Annotated in this window: 18 protein-coding genes; 3 read left to right on the forward strand and 15 right to left on the reverse strand. The window is 30.0% G+C overall.

Annotated features, from left to right (window positions below):
- Positions 1 to 67: 67 nt before the first annotated feature.
- The 3 genes from Q0762_RS12710 to Q0762_RS12720 are packed head-to-tail and all read right to left on the reverse strand — an operon-like array spanning position 68 to position 5,601.
- Entirely contained in the window at positions 68 to 2,554 is a 2,487-nt protein-coding gene (locus Q0762_RS12710) for a TonB-dependent receptor (RefSeq protein WP_298767284.1), read from the reverse strand.
- The gene (gene recO, locus Q0762_RS12715) at positions 2,554 to 3,276 is read right to left on the reverse strand and encodes a DNA repair protein RecO (RefSeq protein ID WP_298767285.1); all 723 of its coding nucleotides are present in this window, start codon (positions 3,274 to 3,276) and stop codon (positions 2,554 to 2,556) included. The genes Q0762_RS12710 and recO overlap by 1 nt, the downstream gene beginning before the upstream one ends.
- Positions 3,277 to 5,601: a two-component regulator propeller domain-containing protein gene (locus tag Q0762_RS12720; protein WP_298767286.1), complete on the reverse strand. Its 2,325-nt coding sequence runs from the start codon at positions 5,599 to 5,601 to the stop codon at positions 3,277 to 3,279.
- An 88-nt stretch (positions 5,602 to 5,689) separates the two neighbouring features.
- On the opposite strand from Q0762_RS12720, the gene Q0762_RS12725 reads away from it, so the two are divergent.
- Positions 5,690 to 6,163 carry a CYTH domain-containing protein gene (locus Q0762_RS12725; RefSeq protein ID WP_298767288.1) on the forward strand — a complete coding sequence of 158 codons (474 nt, stop codon included), beginning with the start codon at positions 5,690 to 5,692 and terminating at the stop codon, positions 6,161 to 6,163.
- A gap of 240 nt (positions 6,164 to 6,403) precedes the next feature.
- Here Q0762_RS12725 and Q0762_RS12730 read toward each other — a convergent pair whose 3' ends face one another.
- Positions 6,404 to 7,042 carry a hemolysin III family protein gene (locus Q0762_RS12730; protein ID WP_298767289.1) on the reverse strand — a complete coding sequence of 213 codons (639 nt, stop codon included), beginning with the start codon at positions 7,040 to 7,042 and terminating at the stop codon, positions 6,404 to 6,406.
- The gene (locus Q0762_RS12735) at positions 7,020 to 7,805 is read right to left on the reverse strand and encodes a 1-acyl-sn-glycerol-3-phosphate acyltransferase (RefSeq protein WP_298767290.1); all 786 of its coding nucleotides are present in this window, start codon (positions 7,803 to 7,805) and stop codon (positions 7,020 to 7,022) included. The genes Q0762_RS12730 and Q0762_RS12735 overlap by 23 nt, the downstream gene beginning before the upstream one ends.
- 119 nt (positions 7,806 to 7,924) lie before the next feature.
- Between Q0762_RS12735 and trpS the strand changes: the two genes are divergently transcribed.
- Positions 7,925 to 8,893, forward strand: coding sequence for a tryptophan--tRNA ligase (trpS, locus tag Q0762_RS12740; protein WP_298767291.1), 969 nt, complete (start codon positions 7,925 to 7,927; stop codon positions 8,891 to 8,893).
- Positions 8,894 to 9,034: 141 nt separating this feature from the next.
- Here trpS and Q0762_RS12745 read toward each other — a convergent pair whose 3' ends face one another.
- The 10 genes from Q0762_RS12745 to ricT form a co-directional block, all read right to left on the reverse strand.
- Positions 9,035 to 9,532: a DUF1761 domain-containing protein gene (locus Q0762_RS12745; RefSeq protein WP_298767293.1), complete on the reverse strand. Its 498-nt coding sequence runs from the start codon at positions 9,530 to 9,532 to the stop codon at positions 9,035 to 9,037.
- Between the two features lie 125 nt (positions 9,533 to 9,657).
- The gene (locus tag Q0762_RS12750) at positions 9,658 to 10,641 is read right to left on the reverse strand and encodes a DUF4837 family protein (protein WP_298767294.1); all 984 of its coding nucleotides are present in this window, start codon (positions 10,639 to 10,641) and stop codon (positions 9,658 to 9,660) included.
- Positions 10,642 to 10,765: 124 nt separating this feature from the next.
- Positions 10,766 to 12,136 carry a lytic transglycosylase domain-containing protein gene (locus Q0762_RS12755; protein ID WP_298767295.1) on the reverse strand — a complete coding sequence of 457 codons (1,371 nt, stop codon included), beginning with the start codon at positions 12,134 to 12,136 and terminating at the stop codon, positions 10,766 to 10,768.
- Positions 12,137 to 12,175: 39 nt separating this feature from the next.
- A complete protein-coding gene (locus Q0762_RS12760; protein ID WP_298767296.1) occupies positions 12,176 to 12,937 on the reverse strand; it encodes an exodeoxyribonuclease III in 762 nt (253 codons plus the stop codon).
- A gap of 184 nt (positions 12,938 to 13,121) precedes the next feature.
- Positions 13,122 to 13,355: a hypothetical protein gene (locus tag Q0762_RS12765; protein WP_298767297.1), complete on the reverse strand. Its 234-nt coding sequence runs from the start codon at positions 13,353 to 13,355 to the stop codon at positions 13,122 to 13,124.
- Between the two features lie 3 nt (positions 13,356 to 13,358).
- Positions 13,359 to 13,589: a hypothetical protein gene (locus Q0762_RS12770; RefSeq protein WP_298767299.1), complete on the reverse strand. Its 231-nt coding sequence runs from the start codon at positions 13,587 to 13,589 to the stop codon at positions 13,359 to 13,361.
- 4 nt (positions 13,590 to 13,593) lie between these two features.
- The gene (locus tag Q0762_RS12775; RefSeq protein ID WP_298767300.1) at positions 13,594 to 15,393 is read right to left on the reverse strand and encodes an AMP-binding protein; all 1,800 of its coding nucleotides are present in this window, start codon (positions 15,391 to 15,393) and stop codon (positions 13,594 to 13,596) included.
- 38 nt (positions 15,394 to 15,431) lie between these two features.
- A complete protein-coding gene (locus Q0762_RS12780) occupies positions 15,432 to 17,741 on the reverse strand; it encodes a transglycosylase domain-containing protein (protein ID WP_298767315.1) in 2,310 nt (769 codons plus the stop codon).
- A gap of 63 nt (positions 17,742 to 17,804) precedes the next feature.
- On the reverse strand, positions 17,805 to 18,302 hold the full coding sequence (locus tag Q0762_RS12785) for a gliding motility lipoprotein GldH (protein ID WP_298767317.1): 498 nt from the start codon (positions 18,300 to 18,302) through the stop codon (positions 17,805 to 17,807).
- Entirely contained in the window at positions 18,280 to 19,698 is a 1,419-nt protein-coding gene (ricT, locus tag Q0762_RS12790) for a regulatory iron-sulfur-containing complex subunit RicT (RefSeq protein WP_298767319.1), read from the reverse strand. The genes Q0762_RS12785 and ricT overlap by 23 nt, the downstream gene beginning before the upstream one ends.
- Before the next feature lie 657 nt (positions 19,699 to 20,355).
- Here ricT and Q0762_RS12795 point away from each other — a divergent pair.
- A complete protein-coding gene (locus Q0762_RS12795) occupies positions 20,356 to 20,826 on the forward strand; it encodes a hypothetical protein (protein ID WP_298767321.1) in 471 nt (156 codons plus the stop codon).
- The last annotated feature ends 43 nt before the right edge of the window (positions 20,827 to 20,869 follow it).

Here is a 20,869-nt window from a genome sequence, read left to right on the forward strand (position 1 = left end):
TAAAATTATCAAATTAGGTGTTTTTGTAATCTTAAGATTTACTTATTTCTTGCAAAAGCTATTTTGCTTAAAAATTAGCAATTAAAGAAACGGATAAATTTCTACCAGGAGAAGCTATACCAGAGGCAAACTCTCTGTAATGAATATCAAAAATATTATCTAACCTTGCTTGTACAGATAAGTTGTTGTTTACAAAATAACTGCCATTAAAACCTAAGGTAAACCAACTAGGAGAACCAAAATAAATGGTCTGCTCTGTTGTTCCGTTTGGATTTACAATAGGTGTTAAATCATGATTATCTATACCTTCTGTAATGTTAAAATCTTCAATATCCTTTTTAGCATTAAAACGTATTTCTGCACCTAAAGCCAATTTATCTATGGCATAATTGGCTTCAAACTGTCCAAATAGTGGAGGTATAGAAGACATGGGTTCATCTGTATCATAGGTTCTACCTTTTGTGTAAGTAATAAAACCAGATGTTTTTAATCTTTTAGAAATACTTCCTAAATAATTTACGGTAAAACCTGTTATGTAAGCAGTTCCTTTATTTTGGTTAGATACAGCATTACCAAGTTCGCCATCAAATTCTATTTGTTGTATAGTACCATCAGTATTAAAAACAAAATCTCTTTGTATGTAATTGTTTAACAGGGTGTAATAAATATTTGCGCCAATTCTAAACTTTTTATCATTAAAATACTTTAGCATTCCTAACTCTGCATTGTATGCAAATTCTGGTGTTTCATTAATGTTAGGTACAGTAACATTACCTGCTTTTTCTCTTACTCTACCAATATCATCTATATTTGGTGCTCTAAAACCAGAAGATAAAACGCTGTTAATTTGCCAATTTCTATTGGGCTTGTATACGTAACCTAAGGTTGCTGTAAGCGCAGAATGATTTGCACTAATATCTGTATCTGCTAATTGTATAAAAGTTTGATCTATCCAAGTAGCATTTAAATTGGTATTGGTTAAACGGATACCTGTGTTTAAGGTAGATTTACTATTTACGTCTTGCCTGTAACCAACATAAGCAGCGGTGCTTAAATAATTACTACCACCATCTGGATAACGAGATTGTACATTAAAGTTTCTAGAGAATCCATTTATTTTTCCGTTTTCTATATTTAATTCTCTACCCAAAGCTTCCGATAAAACATCATTATAAGCCAGTTCAAAACCGTAAGATAATGTTCTAGTTTTATCTGTAGTTAAAGGCACATAAAAATCTCCATTTAAACTAAAAATATTAACCGTTTCTTCTCTATAAGATCTATTTAAACTATTAAATCTTCTTTGAATTCTGCTCTCTTTTATATTTTGATAAGCCGCCGTTAAAGTTCCTTTTTCGATCCAGTATTTATTTGGGTTTAGCAATAATTGAGATGAAATTAACAATCTATTTTGAGGTCCATAATACCATTCTGCAAATTTTAAAGAGCTATTGTCTGTAATGTCATTTAGTTCTGTTAATCTATCAAATCTTGGGATGTTAGATGATGTGGAATATTGTAAATTTATCTTTAAATCTGTAGTTTTAGAAATTGGTAGAAAAAATTTCTGTAAAACATCGGTTTGGTTATAACTTGTATTGCGTTGTAAATCTTGGTCTAAGTTTAGGGTAGGGTTTGCATTATAATTTCCATTTAAATTTTCGGAGAAATAAAATACTTTTCCCCAATTATTAAACCCATGTCTTCTGTTTTTACCCGCTTTTAAATCTCCAAAATCTGAATAAGAAACACTAGTTAAAGATGCCCAATTTTTTCTTCTAATTTCTGCTGAAACATTAAACGTAATTTCTTGGTTTACAGAAGAAAATCTTGAAAAATATTGACTTTTTACTGCATTCTCTTCAGAGAGTTTTGGTGTTTTTGTATAATAATGAATTACACCGCCTAAAGCATCTGATCCATAGATTACAGATGAAGGTCCAAAAACAACCTCTACTTTGTCTAGCATATTTGGTGTTACAGTAATAGAGTTTTGTAAATGGCCTCTTCTATAAATGGCATTATTCATTCTAACACCATCTACCACTAGTAAAACACGATTAGACTCCATACCTCTAATAACTGGGCTACCACCACCAGATTGAGATTTTTGCACTTTTATACCAGGTATGGTGGCTAATAAATCTGCAGAAGTTTGCGGAGATACTTTTTGTATATCTTTAGCTGAAATAACAGCTATTTCTTCGGCTATTCTTTTCGATTTTTCATCGGTTTTAAATAAAGAAATTACTACTTCATCTAACTGCTCAGATTCTTTGGTTAAGTAAACAATATAATTTTTTGTTTGTATAACCGTTTTTTTTAATCTTAAAACAGCGTATGATAAATGAGAAAAAACAACAATTTCATTGCTTTTAAAAGCAGAAATATCTGCAAAACCTTTATTATTTGTTGTTAGATTTATAGATTGATTATCATTATAAATAGATACATTTTTAACAATTTTACCCGTTTGCAAGTCTACCACTTTTACATTTTGTGACAGTATTGCAAGGTTTATAAGAAAGAAAAGGGCGAAAAGTATTTTTTTCATCAACTAAAAACAGTCTCTAAAATTTGTAAAGATTTTGGTTTTCTAAATCCGTCCAAATGTAATTTAAAATATTGTATAATAATCTGTAAAACTAATTGTCTTTCATTTTTACTAAACGAAACTTTTTCTATGGCATCAAAATTTATGCCTAACAGCTTTTTAAACTGATAAAATTGGTTACCAGATATTATATTTTTTTGATGAATGGATTCAGAAAAACTACCATCTAATAAATTAAAGCTTGCACTATTATTTTCTGTAACATCAGGATAAAAGCCAAGATACTTAGTTAAATTTAATAAAAAAAGTAGGTGAAAATTGGTAATTTTATCATGCAGATCTAACCAAACAAAAGCAGTTTCTAAATAATTGTATAATGGTAAATTTTCTTCTTCTTCTTGAATACTATTTGTTAAAACTTCTGACAAAAATAAAACCACAGATTGTTTTACAATATCTTTATAAATAGTTTTGTATGGGTTTAATATCTGTACTTCTTTTAGCGTATGTAATGTGGTTTTAGTACTATGATTTGCTACTAAAGTGAGTTGTGTAAGCGGTTGAAAATAGGCTGCTTTAATACCACCTTTTTTAGCTTTTAACACACCTTTAATGATATATGATTTTAAACCTTCTTTAGCTGTAAAACATCGCACAATTAAACTAGTATCGCTATATTTTAATGCGCTTAAAACAATTGCTTTTGTAGTAATAATTGCCATTTAATTTACTATGGCAATTTTAGTTACAGAGGTTTCAGAAGCATCATCATTAGAAAGTAAAACAATATAAATACCAGATGCAACGTTTCTTCCTGCTAAGTTTTTCTTATTCCAAACTACTTTACCACCTTGTAATTCTTGCCCTTCTACCACATTAGTTTCATGCACTAAATTACCTGCTACGTCTATAATTTTTACATTGGTTCCTTTGGGTAATGTGGTGTTGTTTCTGCCTGTAATTGTAACTGTTTGGTGGTTTTTAAGTGCAGGGTTTGGGTAGGCATATACTTCACCTAAAACATCACCAAAAGGGGCAACATTACTATTGTAGGCAACAATACCTTTATCTGTAGCAAAATATACCTTTCCAGAGCTGTTATCTACTCTAATTTTTAAAATTCTGTTAGATGGTAATGGAGAGTTTTGTTTGCTAAAATTGGCTATTGTTGTTTGTCCGCTTGGGTTTGTGTATAAAGCGCCACCATTGTCTGTACCAATCCATTTATTATCTGCACCATCTACAAAAATGCTGTTTATGTTTTGATCTCCTGCTAATCTTCTAGCAATACCATCATCTAAAATAATAATAGGGTTTGCGTTAGAAATAGTTTCTTGAAACACGCCAGAAGCATTATTATAAACTACTAAACCAGCTCTTGTGCCAATCCATATTCTGTTGCTATTATCTACAGCAACTGTATTTACATAACCGTCTGGTAAATTACCTAAGTTTGGTGTAGCTATTAAAGATTTTTTTTGGTTACCGTTTTCATTAAAAATAAATACGCCGTTATTTCTAGAACCATACCAAACGGTATTATTTCTATCAATTACCATTTCTGTTAAACCAAATGCAGGGTTTGTTTTTACAGAGCTCATATCTACACCAGACCAAGCACCATTAACAGATAGTTTTTTAAGCTCAGTTGGCACCCCAATATTGGTTACCCATAAATTACCTTGATTGTCTAGAGCTGTGCCACTAGTTCTTATTGTAACTCTATTGGGTATATTTGCTACAATATCTTCTAAACCACTATTATTTTGATTGTAAAATTGAGTGATTTCATCATTTTCTACCACTACAATTCCGCCTGTTTCTATACTATTAATGTTGCTTGTATCTCCTGCAGAGCTTATGTATACTTTGTTTTCTGCATTGGTATCTATTGTAATGGCATTTAAATCTGTTAAAGGGGTTTGTGGTGTAGATAGTGTATTTAGCCAAACATCTCCATTAAAGTGGCTAAAGCCTTGTTTTCTAGATAATGGAGCAAATGTTGTGGTATAGCCACCGTAAACTACCCATAAATCTTTATTGTGCACTGCTATAGAAAAAACATCATTAGAAAGTGGTCCTTCTGGGTGAATTTCCAAATAATTAGCGGGTTCATTTAATGTTGCTGTTAAAATACCAAATTCTCTAGTGCCTAAAAACACAAGGTTATTTTCAAAAGAAATGGAGTTTAGCGTAAAATCTAAATCTGTTGTGGTGTTAAATCTTATAAGTTCTGATAAATTTGAGTCTAAAACAATTCCAATTTTATTTAAAGCAATATTTAAGTGTGTTGCTGTAGATTTTAAGTCTTTAATTTCTTCTAAGAAATTTTTAACTTCGTTTAAATTGTTACCTTCTAAAGCAAATAATCTACTATTTTCTGTGACATAAATGTTGTTTAAAATAGCAATGTTAGAAAAATTTCTACCAGAAAATAAGTTTTCCCAATTATTAAAATCTATTAATAAATTATTAGTAATATCTGCTTTAAATATTCCAGATTCTGTAGCAGCATAAATTGTGTTTTCTGCTATTAATGTTTCGTTTATATTTATTGAAGATGAATTGATACCTATAAAATAAGTGTCTCCAAACTCTAGTTTATCAATGTCATACACCACAATGGCAAAAGGTGTAGATAAGTAGAGTTTATTGTTAAATTCAGAAATATGATTGATACTTTTTTCTCCTGATTGATTAAAGTTTACAATATCTGAAGAAATCGTTATGGCACCATTTTCATCTACAACCTCTACCAAACCGTTTTCATAGCCTATAACTAATCTTTTAAAAGTAGCACTAAAGTAAATAGAAGTAGCAGTTTCTCCAGAAAGCCCTTGTACAGAAGATAATTTTTGTATTTCACCATCTACAGTATTATAAGTAAAAACGGCATTATCTGCCAATGCATAAATTATAGCATCTACCTTAATAAAATCTTTAACATTATTGTAAGAGTAAAAATCTTCCCAAGCATCACTAAAATCTGTTTGAGAGTGTAAGCTAAAAGAAAGTATAAGTATATAAATTGAAAAGAGTTTTTTCATTTTAAAAATTTATAGTTCAAAGATATTTATTTATTGTTACAATAACGCAGAAACGTAGTACATTAGTGTAAAATTATACGCACATTTTATGGGTTTAGAAATAGAAAGAAAATTTTTAGTGTTAAATACAGAATTTAAAGAGGATAGTTTTCAGAAAAAATATTTAAAACAGGGGTATTTAAATACAGATAAAGAGAGAACCGTAAGAGTTAGAATAGCTAACCAAAAAGCTTTTATTACTATTAAAGGAAAATCTAATAAAAGTGGCACCACAAGATTTGAGTGGGAAAAAGAAATAGCCATAACAGATGCAGAGCAATTGCTTTTACTCTGTGAAGATAGTATTGTAGAAAAATACAGGTATTTTATAAAAAATGATGCCTATATTTTTGAGGTTGATGAGTTTTTAGGCGAAAATAACGGACTAATTTTAGCAGAAATAGAATTGGATACAGAGCACACCAATTTTAATAAACCAGATTGGTTAGACAAAGAGGTTACAGGAGAAATTAAATATTATAACTCTTATATTTGTAAAAATCCTTTTAAAACTTGGGAATAAAAAAACCTCGAACAAAGTTCGAGGAAATTTAATAAACCTACCCCCTAAATAAATTTATAAATACCCAACATGTTAATAAAAGTTAACATGCTGATTATAACAAATATAACTATTTTTTCTAGAAAAACAAATTTTTTAAATTTTTCATAAAATGAGATGCAAATTATTTTAAAATTATAGAAATCTGTTAGTAGATAAAAGGTTTTGTTTTGAATTTTGTATTGTTTAATAATATTGTAGCTATAAATTGTATATCGATAAAAAATGGCAAAAGCTACCTAAAAGCACAAATAAATGAAAAATAGCATGATTGTAAGGTATTTTTCGAATCATATAAAGCACAGCACCAATACTATAAAAAAGCCCGCCTAAAAATAATAAGTTAATACTAAAAGAAGACAAACTGTCTATTAAAGGCCCTATAAAAAAAACGACTTGCCAACCCATTAAAAGATACATTGCTGTAGAAATTTTGCGGTATTTACCTGTAAAAAATAATTTTAGAACAATACCTATTAAAGCAAAAATCCAAACAAAAACTACCATATAATTTCCTAAAGAAGAATTTAAACCCACTACACAAAATGGTGTGTAACTACCTGCAATTAAAAGATATATTGCAGCATGATCTAAAATATTTAGTTGTCTTCTTTTTTTAGGATTTTTTGCAGCATGGTAAAAGGTAGAAGCTGCGTAAAGTATTACCATACTTAATCCATAAATTATAAAACTAGCTGGTTTCCAAAAACCTGAGTAATTTAAAGATTTCATAGTTAAGAAAGGCAAGGCAACAAGGCTTAATAACAAGCCAATGGCATGAGACCAAATGTTTAATCTTTCTTCTGTTGCTGAATATTTATAGTTTAATTTTTCGCTCATTTTTTCTATTCGTATCTTTCATATAAGCTTTATCATTTTCTAAATCTTGCTTTAAAATAGCAAAAGTTTTATCTTTTAGCGGTATTAAATCTTCTTTTAAATGCATATTTTTTGTGGGTATAAATTTATGTTGTTTAACCCTTATAACTCCAGGGCCACCTTTGTAAATATCCCAAGAAAAAAAACGTTTACAATCGTAATATGTTTGTGGTACAATGGGTATTTCAAACTCAATTGCTAAACTAAAAGCACCTTTTTTAAATGGTGCTAAAATTACATTTTCTTCTGGTACTAATCCTTCAGGAAAAATAGCCATACTTACCCCATTTTGTAAGCGCTCCTTAGCCATTTTAAATACTCGTTTTTTACTTTCTGCGCTGCTTCTATCTACCATAATTACTACTTTTTTATAAAAAAAGCCAAAAATGGGTATTTTTACCAATTCTTTTTTACCAACAAAAACAATTGGATTTTTACTTAAAGCAATTAATATAAAAGGATCTAAAAGAGAAGTGTGATTAGGGCAAAACATATAACTTTTATCAGCTTCAATTTTTTGTACTTCTTTAAAATTTATTCGAAACCCCATGCCATATACCAAGATTTTAGAAATAATTCTGGCAATAGCCCAAAACCGATGATAATACTTAAAATCTAAAGTAAAAACCAGCAGAAAAGGCGATAAAATTAAAATACTAGTAAATAGCAATAAGTAAAACCAAAACCGCCAAATAAGTAAAAAAGGTATTTTAAAAAACTTCATACATTGCAATATTACTAATATTCTTTTTGTTTATAGATTTTATCTAATCAAAACCTTATTTTTACGCTTTAAAGCGGATGTAATTTTCGCTCTTTAAAAAAAACTTAAAATAAAAATTAATGTCTAGAATATTAACAGGTGTACAAAGTACAGGAACACCACATTTAGGAAATTTATTAGGTGCTATTTTACCCGCAATAGAAATGGCTAATAATCCAGAAAATGAAGCTTTTTTATTTATAGCAGATATGCATTCTTTAACACAAATAAAAGACGGTAATCTTTTAAGAGAAAATACGTATAGTACAGCTGCAACTTGGTTGGCTTGTGGTTTAGATATTACTAAAACTGTTTTTTATAGACAGAGTGATATACCACAGGTAACAGAATTATCTTGGTATTTGAGCTGTTTTTTTCCTTACCAACGTTTAACTTTAGCACATAGTTTTAAAGACAAAGCAGATCGTTTAGAAGACGTAAATGCGGGTTTATTTACGTACCCAATGCTTATGGCTGCAGATATTTTATTGTATGATGCAGAGGTTGTACCTGTTGGCAAAGATCAACTGCAACATTTAGAAATGGCAAGAGATGTTGCAAATAGATTAAATAATAGTGTGGGAGAAACCTTAATTGCGCCCCAAGCAAAAATACAAGAGCATACAAAATTAGTGCCTGGTATAGATGGCGAAAAGATGAGTAAATCTAGAAATAATACCATTAATATTTTTTTAACCGATAAAAAGTTAAGAAAGCAAATAATGGGCATTAAAACAGATAGTTTAGCTCTAGAAGCCCCAAAAAATCCAGATACAGATAATGTTTTTGCATTGTATAAATTATTAGCTTCTGATACACAAATAAATCAGATGCGTGCTAATTATGTGGGTGGAAATTACGGTTATGGCCATGCAAAACAAGCTTTGTATGAATTAATTATAGATAAGTTTGCCGTTGTTAGACAACGTTACAATCATTTTATGGACAATAGAAATGAAATTGATGAAGCACTTAAAGTAGGTGCAGAAAAGGCAACTTTGGTGGCAAATGATGTTTTAAAAAGGGTAAGAGCTAAAGTAGGCTATTAATTATATCTTTAAATTTTATAAAAAACCACGCAAATATTGCGTGGTTTTTTGTGCGCTTATTTTGTGATAAAACACACTATTAAAAACGGTAAGACTTTGTTATTTTGTTTTTAGTTTTAGAAAACTCAATTTAAATTATTCTTAAACCCATTGGCAAACAATACCAGCCATAATAGCTAAAGTAAGTAACCAATACCCTGCATTTATAGCAATGTATTTAAAAGATTTTTTTTCAAATAAAGCTTGAATGGCTAAAATGGGCATGCTTAAGAAAAAGCCATAGATAATTCCATGAAAAGCACCGTGTTTAAATGTTCTAAAACGGTCTCCATAAGTAGCAGTAAAATTTTCGAATAATTGAAAAGCTTCTCCTGTTTGCTCATTAAAACCAGGTTCGCCAGCTAAGGTAGAATATACACCCATTTGATGTATTGTCATTGGCATTAAAGCAAACGCAATTAAAAAACTTAGCACGTAACAAATTAAAAGTGTTTTAACCATATTGGTGCCTTCTAAAGATGCTTTTGTAAAGCCCATTTGAAGCATCCACGTTTTACCAAATAAAGGACCATACCAAATAGAACCTATTAGCATTGGTACAAATGCGGCAATTATAAAAGCAAAAAAATTCATTTCCATCTTAAAAATAGTTTTTGGTTGAGAACCAAAGATAGGAAATAAGAAATTATGGTGGAATTGTAAAAGCTATAAACCCAAAAAGAAGCTCTTCTTTTTGGGTTTAAGATTGTAATATAATAAGTTTTCTAATTTATTTTTAAAGATTTACCAATAGCTTCTAATTCAAACAAAAACGCGCGCTTGTTTACAGATGGCGCGTAGGTAAAACCTTCAAAAACAATAACTCTATTGTTTTTTTTGTCTATTACAGAATAGTTAATAAAAGGGCCTGCCATAAAATCGTTTTTAACTTCCCATTTTCCACGAGTTTCAAAAGCTTTAGTACCATTTACAATAGTTTCTTGGGTATAAGGTGTGTAGGCTTCTTCTGTAATCATGTGCATGGTTTCTTGGTCTGAACCTGGTATGTGAGCTTCTCCAATACTATCTCTAACAGCAACAATATTTTCTGCAACTTTAGTTTCATCCTTTAAAGGAATGGCATAAATTAAAATATTATTACTACCTGTTTTTGCAATGCCGCTTTTTAGATGCTGTCTTAACCATAAAAAATTACCTGTATCTTCTACAGTTCTAAAATTATCTGGTATTGTAAAATCTATATTTAAACTATTTAATGTTTTATAGTTGGCATTATTTATACGTCTATTGGTAAAGATATTTTGAGTGTTTTTAATTTCAGATTCTAAAAAGGTTTGTATAATTTTTTCCTCATTTTTTTTAAACATTGCTATTGCACTAGCGTTATCTTTACCATAAATATAAACTATGGTTTGTGGTTTTGCATATATATTTTGTTTTACATAAAACTCATCTTTATCTGCTGTTCCAATAACTAAGATATTTCTGTTTATCTTCATCATACTATTAAAACCAGCTGGTGCAATTTGTGATACTTTTAAAACAGGTTCTGGTTGAGGTAAGCCCACAACAAGTTCTCCAAAAGAATTTCTTATTATTGTGCCTAAATCTCCATTCCAGTTACTGGCTTTGGTAACTACCATAACTTTATTTAAAGTTCCTATAGAACCTCTTAGTACAAATTTATCGTTTCCTTGGCAAGCGGAAAGCAGTGCAAAAAGAATACAAATGGCTACTATTTTTTTCATAATGTATGGTTGTAAATTATTAAGTTTGATTTTCAGAAATAGCATAGCAACAATTGTTCCAATGATATGTTTTTAACTTATAAAAAAGTTAAAAAATATTAGATTTCTTTTTCTGCGGATAAAGTTATAGTTTTTTTGGATATACAGACAAACGTTGTCCTATTTTTAATTGACTTGTTTTAAGTCGATTCCATTTTTTTAAATCGCTTACCCTTACACCATATTTTTTTGCAATTTTACCAAGATAATCGCCACTTTTTACTTTGTATCGCACTCTTTGGTCCATTTCAAAGTACTTAGGTAAGGGTTTTTCTCTTTTGGCATCATTTTCATCTGCCAAAGCATAAATTGCGTTTTCTTTATCTAAAAATTCTATAATTTTATTACTTGGTAGCCTTACTGCATAATTTTTACCTTTTATAAAGGGAATAATATCTAATTTATAAGAAGGGTTTAGATTGCTAATAATTTCTTCATCTAAATTAATTTTCTCAGCAATTTGATCAAAACCAATGGTTCTTTTAATACGAATGGTATCTGTTTCAAAATTAAAATATGCTGGAATATCACTATAAATATTATGCTCATTTGCATATTCAAAAATATACATAGTAGCATAAAAAGCGGGTACATAACCTGCCGTTTCTCTTGGTAAATAAGGTCTTATATTCCAATAGTTTTTGTTTCCACCAGAACGTTTTATAGCTTTTCTAACATTTCCTGGGCCAGAATTATAAGCGGCTAAGGCCAAATCCCAATCGCCAAAAATGTTAAAAAGTTCACTTAAATATTTGCAAGCAGCAATGGTTGCTTGTACAGGATTTTGGCGCTCATCTACATAAGAACTTACCTTTAAACCAAACTGTATACCTGTGCCATACATAAATTGCCACAAACCTGTTGCACCAACTCTAGATTTTATTTTTGGTCTTAATGCAGATTCTACAATAGCCAAATATTTCATTTCTAAAGGAATATCATATAGGTTTAAATGTTGCTCAAACATGGGAAAATAATATTTTGCCTTTGCCATTAAAGCCGGATAATATTTTTTTCGATACAACAAATAACTATTGATTACTTTTTCTAAAGAAGCATTATATGCTAAGTTAAAAGGTGTTCTACTGTTTAATGTATTAAGCCTTAATTTTAGTAAATCTGTGGTTACAGAAGTTTTGGTTTCGCCAATAATATCTTTATCATTAAGAACATAAGTTAAAGTGTCTATTAAAGGCGATTTAAATTTTGCAGCAATCCATAAACTATCGATTTTGGTTAATTGTTTGTCTGTAAAAACTGCCGTTTGTGTACTGTCTTTCTGTAAGCTTAAACTGTCTATAGTTTTTATAGGAAAAACTGTGTCTTTTTTTACTAAAAGAGTATCTATTTTTGTTTCAATTAATAGTGTATCCTTTTTCAATTGAAAGATGGTATCCTTTTTTTCTTGTGAAAAAATGGCGGCAGTAAAAAATAAGAAAAGAAGTAGTTTTTGCATTCAGTATTTTTAGGTTTTATAAAGATAAAACTGTTTTTTTTAAAGATTTAATTCTACTGCAATTGGGCAATGGTCGGAATGTTTTGCCTCTGGTAAAATATAAGCTCTACTAATTTTATCTTGTAAAGGTTTGGTTACCATGGCATAATCTAAACGCCAACCTTTGTTGTTTGCTCTAGAATTTGCTCTATAACTCCACCAAGAATATTCTTGTTTTTCTGGATTTAAGAAACGAAAACTATCTATAAAACCGCTGTTTATAAATTTAGAGAGCCAATCTCTTTCTTCTGGTAAAAAACCAGAAACACCTTTCATTTTTGGGTTATGAATATCTATGGCTTCATGACAAATATTATAGTCTCCACAAACTACTAAATTTGGTATTGTTTTTCTTAATGTTGATAAATATTCTAGAATTTCATCCATATAATTAAACTTATAATCTAGTCTTGCTGTATTTGTGCCAGAGGGTAAATACATGCTCATTACAGATACGTCATCAAAATCTACTCTTAGGTTTCTTCCTTCAAAATCCATAGTTTCTATACCAGTGCCATATGCTATATGATTTGGTTTTTCTTTACAAAAGATTGCCACAGAAGAGTAGCCTTTTTTTTCTGCAGAAAACCAATAATGGTAAGGGTAGCCTGCAGCCTCAAATTCTTCTAAATTTAATTGCTCTTTATGCGCTTTGGTTTCTTGTATGCAAATTACATCTGGATTTGCAGCCTTTAACCAATCTAAAAACCCTTTTTTTAATGCAGCTCTTATGCCGTTTACGTTGTATGATATTATTTTCATATTGCCTTTTTTAATTTCCCTAAAAGGGAAAAAATACGCTTTTGTTTATAGTATTATATGCTTAACCAATTGATTAAATTTTTTATTGATTCTAAATTTTAAAAGTTTTAGACTCATTTAGAGTAATTAGACTTTTTATATTTATTTGTTTACTTTTATTCTAGATGCATTTAACTTACTTATTTTATTCATCTAAAATAATTGGTTTCTTTAAAAAGAGCCATGTAATTTGTATTTTTGTACCAGTTTGGGTTTGAATTTTCTTTTTTCTTGGCGACAAAATAAATAAAAATGGCATTATAATTAGGATTCTAATCAGAAGACGATCTACATGAAATACAAAATCTAAAATTGCACTTAAAACCAAAACAGTAGCAAAACCTATTAAAAAGGGTTTTTGAGCTAAATATTTAATCATACTTTACATTTTTTTATTGATTACCTTTTTAAAAAATAACCATTTTATTTGCTCTTCTTCTCCGGTTTGTTTTTCTACAATTTTTACTTTGGGAGACAATACAAAAGCCAACGCACAAGCAACACCAGTGCTTAAAAAAGTGTTTTCAATTTTAAAAACCTCTTTTGCTAAAGTTATAAAACACACAATTAAAATAGGATTTATGAGCCAATAAAATTTTTTAAATAAATGCATAAAATTAATAATTATCTCTTAAGGTTCTTCTCATAATTTTATTACTCGCAGTTCTAGGCAATGTATTAATTTTTACAAAATCCATTACCTTAAACAGCGGATTCAATTCTTTTTTTACAATTTGTTGTGCCAATTCTAAGCGTTTTTCGTTGTTATTTTTGTTATTTTTTTCAACATAAAAAACCACTAATTTTGCTGGACCGCCATCTTTAGGTGCAACTGCAATTGCCGCAGATTCCTGCACAAAACTTAGCAGGTTTATAGCAGCTTCTATTTGAGTAGCACTTACTTTAATTCCGCCTAAATTCATAGCATCATCTACTCTTCCTAAAATTTTAAAATAACCATTTGGTAAAGTTTGTAGTTCATCTCCGTGCCTTCTTAAAATGCTTTTATATTTTGGTGTATTTTTGTAATAAATATCAAAATGATCTTTATTTAAAAGATTGTTAGAAAGCCCCATAATTGGCGGAATTAAAAAAACCTCTCCTTTTTTGGTTGCAGTATAACTTTCATCCAGTAAAACAAAATTAGTACCCAAAGCTTTGGTAGAAAAGGTACTTGCCTTATTTTCTTGTACAACAGTGCTAGTTACATAACCACCACCTATTTCTGTGCCACCACAGTATTCTATTACAGGTTTGTTATTTGCCAATTGCATTAAATATTCCATTTCTGTAGGATTAGAAACTTCTCCTGTAGAACTAAAATTTTTAATAGCACTCCAATCTAGAGATTCCATACAAGCCTTATTTTTCCAGTGTTTTACAATGCTAGGAATTACACCCAACATGCTTACATTAGCTTCTTGTACAAATTTTCCAAAGTTTTTATCTAAAGGCGCATCATAATACAATGCTATTGCTGCTTTATTTATTAGCGTTGCAAAAATTAACCAAGGTCCCATCATCCACCCTAAGTTTGTTGGCCAACAAACAACATCATTTTGTTGTATGTTTTGATGGTAAAAACCATCTGAAGCGGCTTTAATTGCTGTAGTAGCATTCCAAGGAATTGCTTTAGGTTCACTTGTAGTTCCTGAAGAAAATAAAATTGTTATATTTTCTTGAGGTGTTAATTGTACCGCCGTAAAATTGGTGTTTTCAGATAAAAAATCATTCCAAAAAACATCGTTATTTCTTAGGGTAACCTTTGCTGTAGTTTGGGTTTGCAAAACTACAATTTTATGGGCTTTTGCCTGTACAACTTTTTCATATAAAGAAAACGTTTTGTTAGCTCTTACTAAAAAATCTTGTGTAAAAATTACTTTTGGTTTTGTAATTGCCAAACGAATTTCAATTTCTTTTGGCGTAAAACTATCTACAATAGTGGCTACTACAATACCCGCTTTTATGGCTGCTAAATAAATAGCAACACACTCTAAAGTCATTGGTAAATCTATGGCAATGGTATCTCCTTTTACTATGCCAATGGTTTTAAAACTATTGGCAATACGATTTACTAAGTTTTCTAATTGTTTTTGTGTTATTTTTTGAACTGTTGCATTTGGTTTTTGATAAATTAAAGCAACAGCATTATCATTGTTTTTAAAACAAGAATCTACAATATTTAATTGTGCACCAAAAAGCCATTTTGCTTGTGTAACGCCATCTTGTAAATTTAATATTTCTGTATATTTTTTTTGTTGAATAATATTTAATTCGGCTACAGTTTCGCTCCAGAATTGTTCTTTATTTGCTGTAGACCAACTCCATAATTCTTCATAAGAAGTAAATTGATGTTTCTGCATCAATTTACCAATATTAGAATTTTGTATGCTTTTTTCAGTTGGTTTCCAAATCATAAAGTTGGCTTGCTTATTTTTTTAGAATATGGGTAAGTTTAAAAATCTGTATCTTCTTTAATAATTACTTTAGGTGTATCCTCTTTTTTATTGGCATCTTCTTTTGCAGAGCCTTCTTCGCAGTTGATGTTTACAGATAAATTATCGGGTTTTTCAAAATCAACTTTACTTATATTTAGGTTTTTATCTGCATAACATTTTTGCATAAATAAAGCCCAAGAAGGTAAAGACATGGTTGCTCCTTGGCCATAGCCAATTCCAGGAAAATGGGTTGCTCTGTCTTCTCCACCTGTCCAAACACCAGTTGCTAAATTGGGTACAATACCCATAAACCAGCCATCTGATTGGTTTTGAGTGGTACCAGTTTTTCCTGCAATATCATTCTTAAACAAGTATGGAAAACCAGTTACAATTTTTGGATAACCTGTTCTTGGAGTTCTTAATCTTACTCCAGAACCAGATTGTGTAACACCTTTTAATAAATCGATAACTACATAAGCAGATTCTTCACTTAAAACCTCTTGTGTTTCTGGTGTAAATTCTTCTAAAACTGTTCCGTTTTTATCTTCTATTCTTGTAATAATCATAGGACTTACGCGCAAACCACTATTTGCAAAAGTTGAGTATGCACTTACCATTTCTAATAAAGACAATTCAACAGCACCTAAAGCAATAGAAGGATTTGCAGGAATATTACTTTCTATACCCGCAGATTTTGCCAAACGAACTACATTTTGTGGAGAAACCATATCTATTAACCTTGCAGACATGGTATTTACAGAACCTGCCAAACCTTCTTTTAAAGTTAACATTCCACCATATTTATCGTTAGAATTATCTGGCATCCATTCTTCTGGAATTCCGTATTTTCCTTTAGGAATTGTGTAATGTACATTAGGAAACTGATCACATGGAGATAGCTTTAATTGATTAATTGCAGTAGCATATACAAATGGTTTAAAAGTAGAACCTACTTGTCTTTTTTGTTGCCCAACTGCATCAAATTTAAAATGTTTGTAATTTACACCACCAACCCAAGCTTTTATATGGCCTGTTTGTGGTTCTATTGATAATAAGCCAGAACGCAAAAAATACTTATAATATTTAATAGAATCATTAGGAGACATTATGGTATCTAAATCTCCTTTGTAAGAAAAAACCTTCATTTTAGTTTTCTTGTTGAAAACTTGATTGATGTATTTTTTAGATTTACCGGCAATTTTTAAACGTTTGTATCTGTCAGAATTTTTCTTAGCGCGTTCTAAAATGGCTTGAATTTGGTTTTTTTCAATATCGTAAAAAGGTGCTGTTTTATTCTTTTTTTGTTCTTTAAAAAAGAAGCTTTGTAAATTTGCCATGTGCTCATTAATTGCTTCTTCTGCATACATTTGCATTCTAGAATCTAAGGTTACAAATATTTTTAAGCCATCTTTAAAAATATTGTATTGCTCGCCATTTGGTTTTGGATTATTTTTTACCCAAGCACGCATTACTTTTTGTAAATGACCTCTAAAGTAAGTTGCATAACCTTCGTTATGATTTTCTGGAGTGTAATTTATTTTAAGTGGTAGTTTTTGTAGCGAATCTTTTTCTTTTGCCGAAATAAATTCATTCTTTAGCATTTGTGCAAAAACAACATTTCTTCTTTGTAGAGATTTCTTTTTAGAAACTCTTCTATTTGGGTTGTATTGTCTAGGATTTTTAAGCATAGCTACAATAATTGCAGATTCTTGTAAATCTAAATCTTTGGCTTCTTTACCAAAGTAAATTCTTGCTGCAGAACGTATACCAGATGCATTAAACAAAAAACCTTGCGTATTTAAATACATTGCAATAATTTCTTGTTTTGTATACTGGCGTTCTAATTTTACGGAAACCACCCATTCTTTCATTTTTTGTGCAATTCTCACAAAAATATTAGAAGAGGCTTTTTTGGTAAATAAATTTTTTGCCAATTGTTGTGTTATGGTACTTGCACCACCGCCGGCTCCTAATTTTGCAACTGCCCTTGCCAAACCTTTAAAATCTATACCAGAGTGCTCAAAAAATCTTTCGTCTTCTGTAGCAACTAAAGCTTGTATTAGATTATCTGGTAATTCATTAAAGTGAATTGGTGTTCTGTTTTCTGTAGCATATTTACCAATGGTTTTGCCATCTGCAGAAATTACTTCTGTGGCTAAATTGGTTTGTGGATTTTCTAATTCTTCAAAAGTTGGTAAAGCACCAAAACCACCAACAGATGCTATAAGAAATAATAATAAAATTAGCGCAAAACCTCCTAAAACCAAACCCCAAAACCATTTTAGGTATTTTTTAAAACTAGTAGTTGCTGTTTTTTTTGTTGCCATAGTAAATAAAATTGCTTTTAAATTTAGAAGACTGTATTTTTAATACTCTTTTAAAAGAGAAAATTATTGTGTTTTTTCGATGCTTAAACCAACATCTTGTATTCCTTGTAATGCTTGTATGGGTTCTATTACTCCGTTTTTACGCATTGCTTGTCTTATTTTAAAATGATAAAATCCAGCATTTGGAAAAACTTTACGTTCTTTATAAAATAACTTATTTTCTTTAATTTCAGAAAATCCTTCGCCTAAAAAACGACCATTTACATCTGCCATTTTATATTGTAAAGTATCTATTATTAGCTTATTGTCTGGGAATTTAAGTGTTGTAATTACATATAAATTACTAAACTCATAAGCACTGTTATTTCTAATATTGATAAACAAGTTTTTAGGTGAAATGGTGTCCTTTATTTCAAATTGAAAACTTATGGTATCATTTTTTGCCCAAGAATTATTTGCGATGCTTTTATATTGATTAAATTCTGATACGTTATTACAAGCCAAAATTAAACCAAGGAATAGGATTAGATGAACACATCTATTTTTCAAAATCGTTTCCATTTTTAGGAGTATTGTTTTTACGATTTCTATTTGGGTTTCGCCTTGGTTTGTTTGTCTTTTTTACTTCGCCTTTAGGCTGCTGATTATTATTTGTATTCGGTTTTCTTTTTGGTCTTGGTTTAGGCTTGTTTTGTTGCACAGCATTATTTTGCGATTTTGCCTGTGGTTTTCTGTTTGTGTTTTTTCTAGCAGGTTTATTGCCATTAGGTTTATTGGGGCTTGCTGGTTTATTGGCATTTGCATGAACTACCTTCTTTTTATTGCGGTTGTTTCTTCTGCGTTTGTTTTTCTTTGGCGCATCAAAACGCGTTAAACTATCTTGCCCAACTGCATCTTCAAAATCTACTTTTACAGCAACTTCTACATCAGATTCATATTCTTCTAAAGTTGCAGATTTTTCTCCTTTTTTATTCAGTTTTATAATTTCTAAAACTTGTTCTAAGGTGAGTCTAAACCATTTAAAACGCTCTTCTTTATAGGTATACCAAAGGTGTTCTTTAAAAATATCCATTTTTACAAAAATGGCATCTCCTTTTTCTGTTTTTAAAATTACATCTTGTTTTGGAAAACTTTTTAAAGCATCTAAATAGGTATCTAATTCAAAATTTAAACAACATTTTAATTTACCACATTGCCCCGCTAATTTTAGCGGATTTAAAGACAGTTGCTGGTAACGTGCTGCAGAGGTGCTTACTTTTCTAAAGTCTGTTAACCAAGTAGAGCAACACAACTCTCTACCACAAGAACCTACACCACCTAAACGTGCTGCTTCTTGTCTTGCGCCTACTTGTTTCATTTCTACTCTTATAGAAAAGGCACTTGCCAAATCTCTAATTAATTGTCTAAAATCTACACGAGATTCTGCGGTGTAATAAAAAGTAGCTTTGTTGCCATCTCCTTGATATTCTACATCAGACAATTTCATTTGCAAACCCAAACCGCCTAAGATTTCTCTTCCTCTGCGTTGTGTTTCTTCTTCTTTAGCTCTAGATTGTTGCCAAACATCAATATCTCTTTGGCTTGCTTTTCTGTAAATTTTCTTTACATCTTCATGATCTTCAGTAATTTTGCGCTTTTTCATTTGCACTTTTACCAATTCTCCTGCCAAAGAAACGGTTCCAATATCATGCCCAGGATTTCCTTCTACAGCCACAATATCTCCCATAGTTATGGGTAAATTATCTACATTTTTATAAAAATGTTTTCTTCCGTTTTTAAAACGGACTTCAAAAATATTAAAACGTTCTTGTCCACTTGGCAAGGTCATATTAGACAACCAATCGAAAACAGCTAATTTTTGACTGCCACTTCCGCAAGTTCCTGTGCCACAATTACCATTACTTTTACATCCTTTTGGTACTCCATTTTCTGTTGTACCACAACTTCCACATGCCATATATATCCTTAGTTTTTAGTGGTTGATTTTTAATAGTTAGTGCTTTACTGTACAAAGCCTTACCTAACTTTTAAATAACGAACCCTACAAACCTTTATTTTAAATTGATACTCAATTGTTTGCAACAAAAATATGCTTTATTGCTTAATCAGTAAATATATAAAAATGGATTGAGAATAGAAAGGTAAAAATACCAACTGTTAATAATTTATAGAGTTAACAAAAATTGTATAACGAATTTATAATATTAACATAAATTAAGAAAACATGACTTTTAGTTGCGAGTTCAGTTTTTTTTTTAGATTTACGTGTTTGTAAAATAGAGCAGATCACTTTATTTTAGAAACTTGCTAGCAAAAGAAAAAGAATGTTTATAAAAATTGCGCACATTCTTTTTTTAAAATTTATTTGACCTTAACAAGAAGATATTCTTGTTTGTATTTTAAGAACGTATTTTTAACGTTTTGTAACTTATTTTAATAATTTTAAAAATATAATCGTCTAAAACCTAATAGTAGGCTTTATATCAAAAACGATTCTTGATGAAGTTAATGACGATTTTAATAATAACGAATTAACTAAATACTATAACCCTTAATAAACAAAATAATGAAAATAAATAAAATAAAACATTTAACAGTTTTAACCTTATTACTTATGAACCTAATTTTATTTTCTTGTTCTGAACAAGAGAATAACGATACCTTACAAAAAAAAGAACCAGAATTATTTAAGGATTTCAATTTAATAGATGGCAGTAATTTTCACTTGGCTAAAGAGGATGGAGATCCAAAAATTAAAGTTAAAGCTAAAGTTACACTTACAATTGGTAGAAGATCTAAAGGTTGTAGGAAAATAGGTATTTGCAAGGTAAAAGAAGTTGCTATAACAGTGGAAGCATCGAAAAGTTCAAACGACCTAACTTTTAGTACTCAAGAAATAAATGGACAAAATTATGTAATTTTGGCATTAGCATCTGAACTTAATTCCGAAGATTTTGATACCAACTTTTATGTTGACGAAGATATTACAGATGAGGAGTCAGGAATAGTAGTGCCTAAAGGTATTTATAATCTTGATTACACTGTAGGTAATTATGGTGGCTATAAAGTGTTATTAAATAACTAATCATTTTTTTTAAAAAACTCTCTATTTAATAGAGAGTTTTAAA

Origin of the sequence: uncultured Polaribacter sp. (assembly GCF_947495205.1) — a bacterium.
GTDB lineage: Bacteria > Bacteroidota > Bacteroidia > Flavobacteriales > Flavobacteriaceae > Polaribacter.

What these genes read in the sequence shown, in the direction of transcription:
- Q0762_RS12710 (WP_298767284.1), bottom strand. Translation starts at nt 2,554, where the DNA reads ATGAAAAAAATACTTTTCGCCCTTTTCTTTCTTATAAACCTTGCAATA.
- recO (WP_298767285.1), bottom strand. Translation starts at nt 3,276, where the DNA reads ATGGCAATTATTACTACAAAAGCAATTGTTTTAAGCGCATTAAAATAT.
- Q0762_RS12720 (WP_298767286.1), bottom strand. Translation starts at nt 5,601, where the DNA reads ATGAAAAAACTCTTTTCAATTTATATACTTATACTTTCTTTTAGCTTA.
- Q0762_RS12725 (WP_298767288.1), top strand. Translation starts at nt 5,690, where the DNA reads ATGGGTTTAGAAATAGAAAGAAAATTTTTAGTGTTAAATACAGAATTT.
- Q0762_RS12730 (WP_298767289.1), bottom strand. Translation starts at nt 7,042, where the DNA reads ATGAGCGAAAAATTAAACTATAAATATTCAGCAACAGAAGAAAGATTA.
- Q0762_RS12735 (WP_298767290.1), bottom strand. Translation starts at nt 7,805, where the DNA reads ATGAAGTTTTTTAAAATACCTTTTTTACTTATTTGGCGGTTTTGGTTT.
- trpS (WP_298767291.1), top strand. Translation starts at nt 7,925, where the DNA reads ATGTCTAGAATATTAACAGGTGTACAAAGTACAGGAACACCACATTTA.
- Q0762_RS12745 (WP_298767293.1), bottom strand. Translation starts at nt 9,532, where the DNA reads ATGGAAATGAATTTTTTTGCTTTTATAATTGCCGCATTTGTACCAATG.
- Q0762_RS12750 (WP_298767294.1), bottom strand. Translation starts at nt 10,641, where the DNA reads ATGAAAAAAATAGTAGCCATTTGTATTCTTTTTGCACTGCTTTCCGCT.
- Q0762_RS12755 (WP_298767295.1), bottom strand. Translation starts at nt 12,136, where the DNA reads ATGCAAAAACTACTTCTTTTCTTATTTTTTACTGCCGCCATTTTTTCA.
- Q0762_RS12760 (WP_298767296.1), bottom strand. Translation starts at nt 12,937, where the DNA reads ATGAAAATAATATCATACAACGTAAACGGCATAAGAGCTGCATTAAAA.
- Q0762_RS12765 (WP_298767297.1), bottom strand. Translation starts at nt 13,355, where the DNA reads ATGATTAAATATTTAGCTCAAAAACCCTTTTTAATAGGTTTTGCTACT.
- Q0762_RS12770 (WP_298767299.1), bottom strand. Translation starts at nt 13,589, where the DNA reads ATGCATTTATTTAAAAAATTTTATTGGCTCATAAATCCTATTTTAATT.
- Q0762_RS12775 (WP_298767300.1), bottom strand. Translation starts at nt 15,393, where the DNA reads ATGATTTGGAAACCAACTGAAAAAAGCATACAAAATTCTAATATTGGT.
- Q0762_RS12780 (WP_298767315.1), bottom strand. Translation starts at nt 17,741, where the DNA reads ATGGCAACAAAAAAAACAGCAACTACTAGTTTTAAAAAATACCTAAAA.
- Q0762_RS12785 (WP_298767317.1), bottom strand. Translation starts at nt 18,302, where the DNA reads ATGGAAACGATTTTGAAAAATAGATGTGTTCATCTAATCCTATTCCTT.
- ricT (WP_298767319.1), bottom strand. Translation starts at nt 19,698, where the DNA reads ATGGCATGTGGAAGTTGTGGTACAACAGAAAATGGAGTACCAAAAGGA.
- Q0762_RS12795 (WP_298767321.1), top strand. Translation starts at nt 20,356, where the DNA reads ATGAACCTAATTTTATTTTCTTGTTCTGAACAAGAGAATAACGATACC.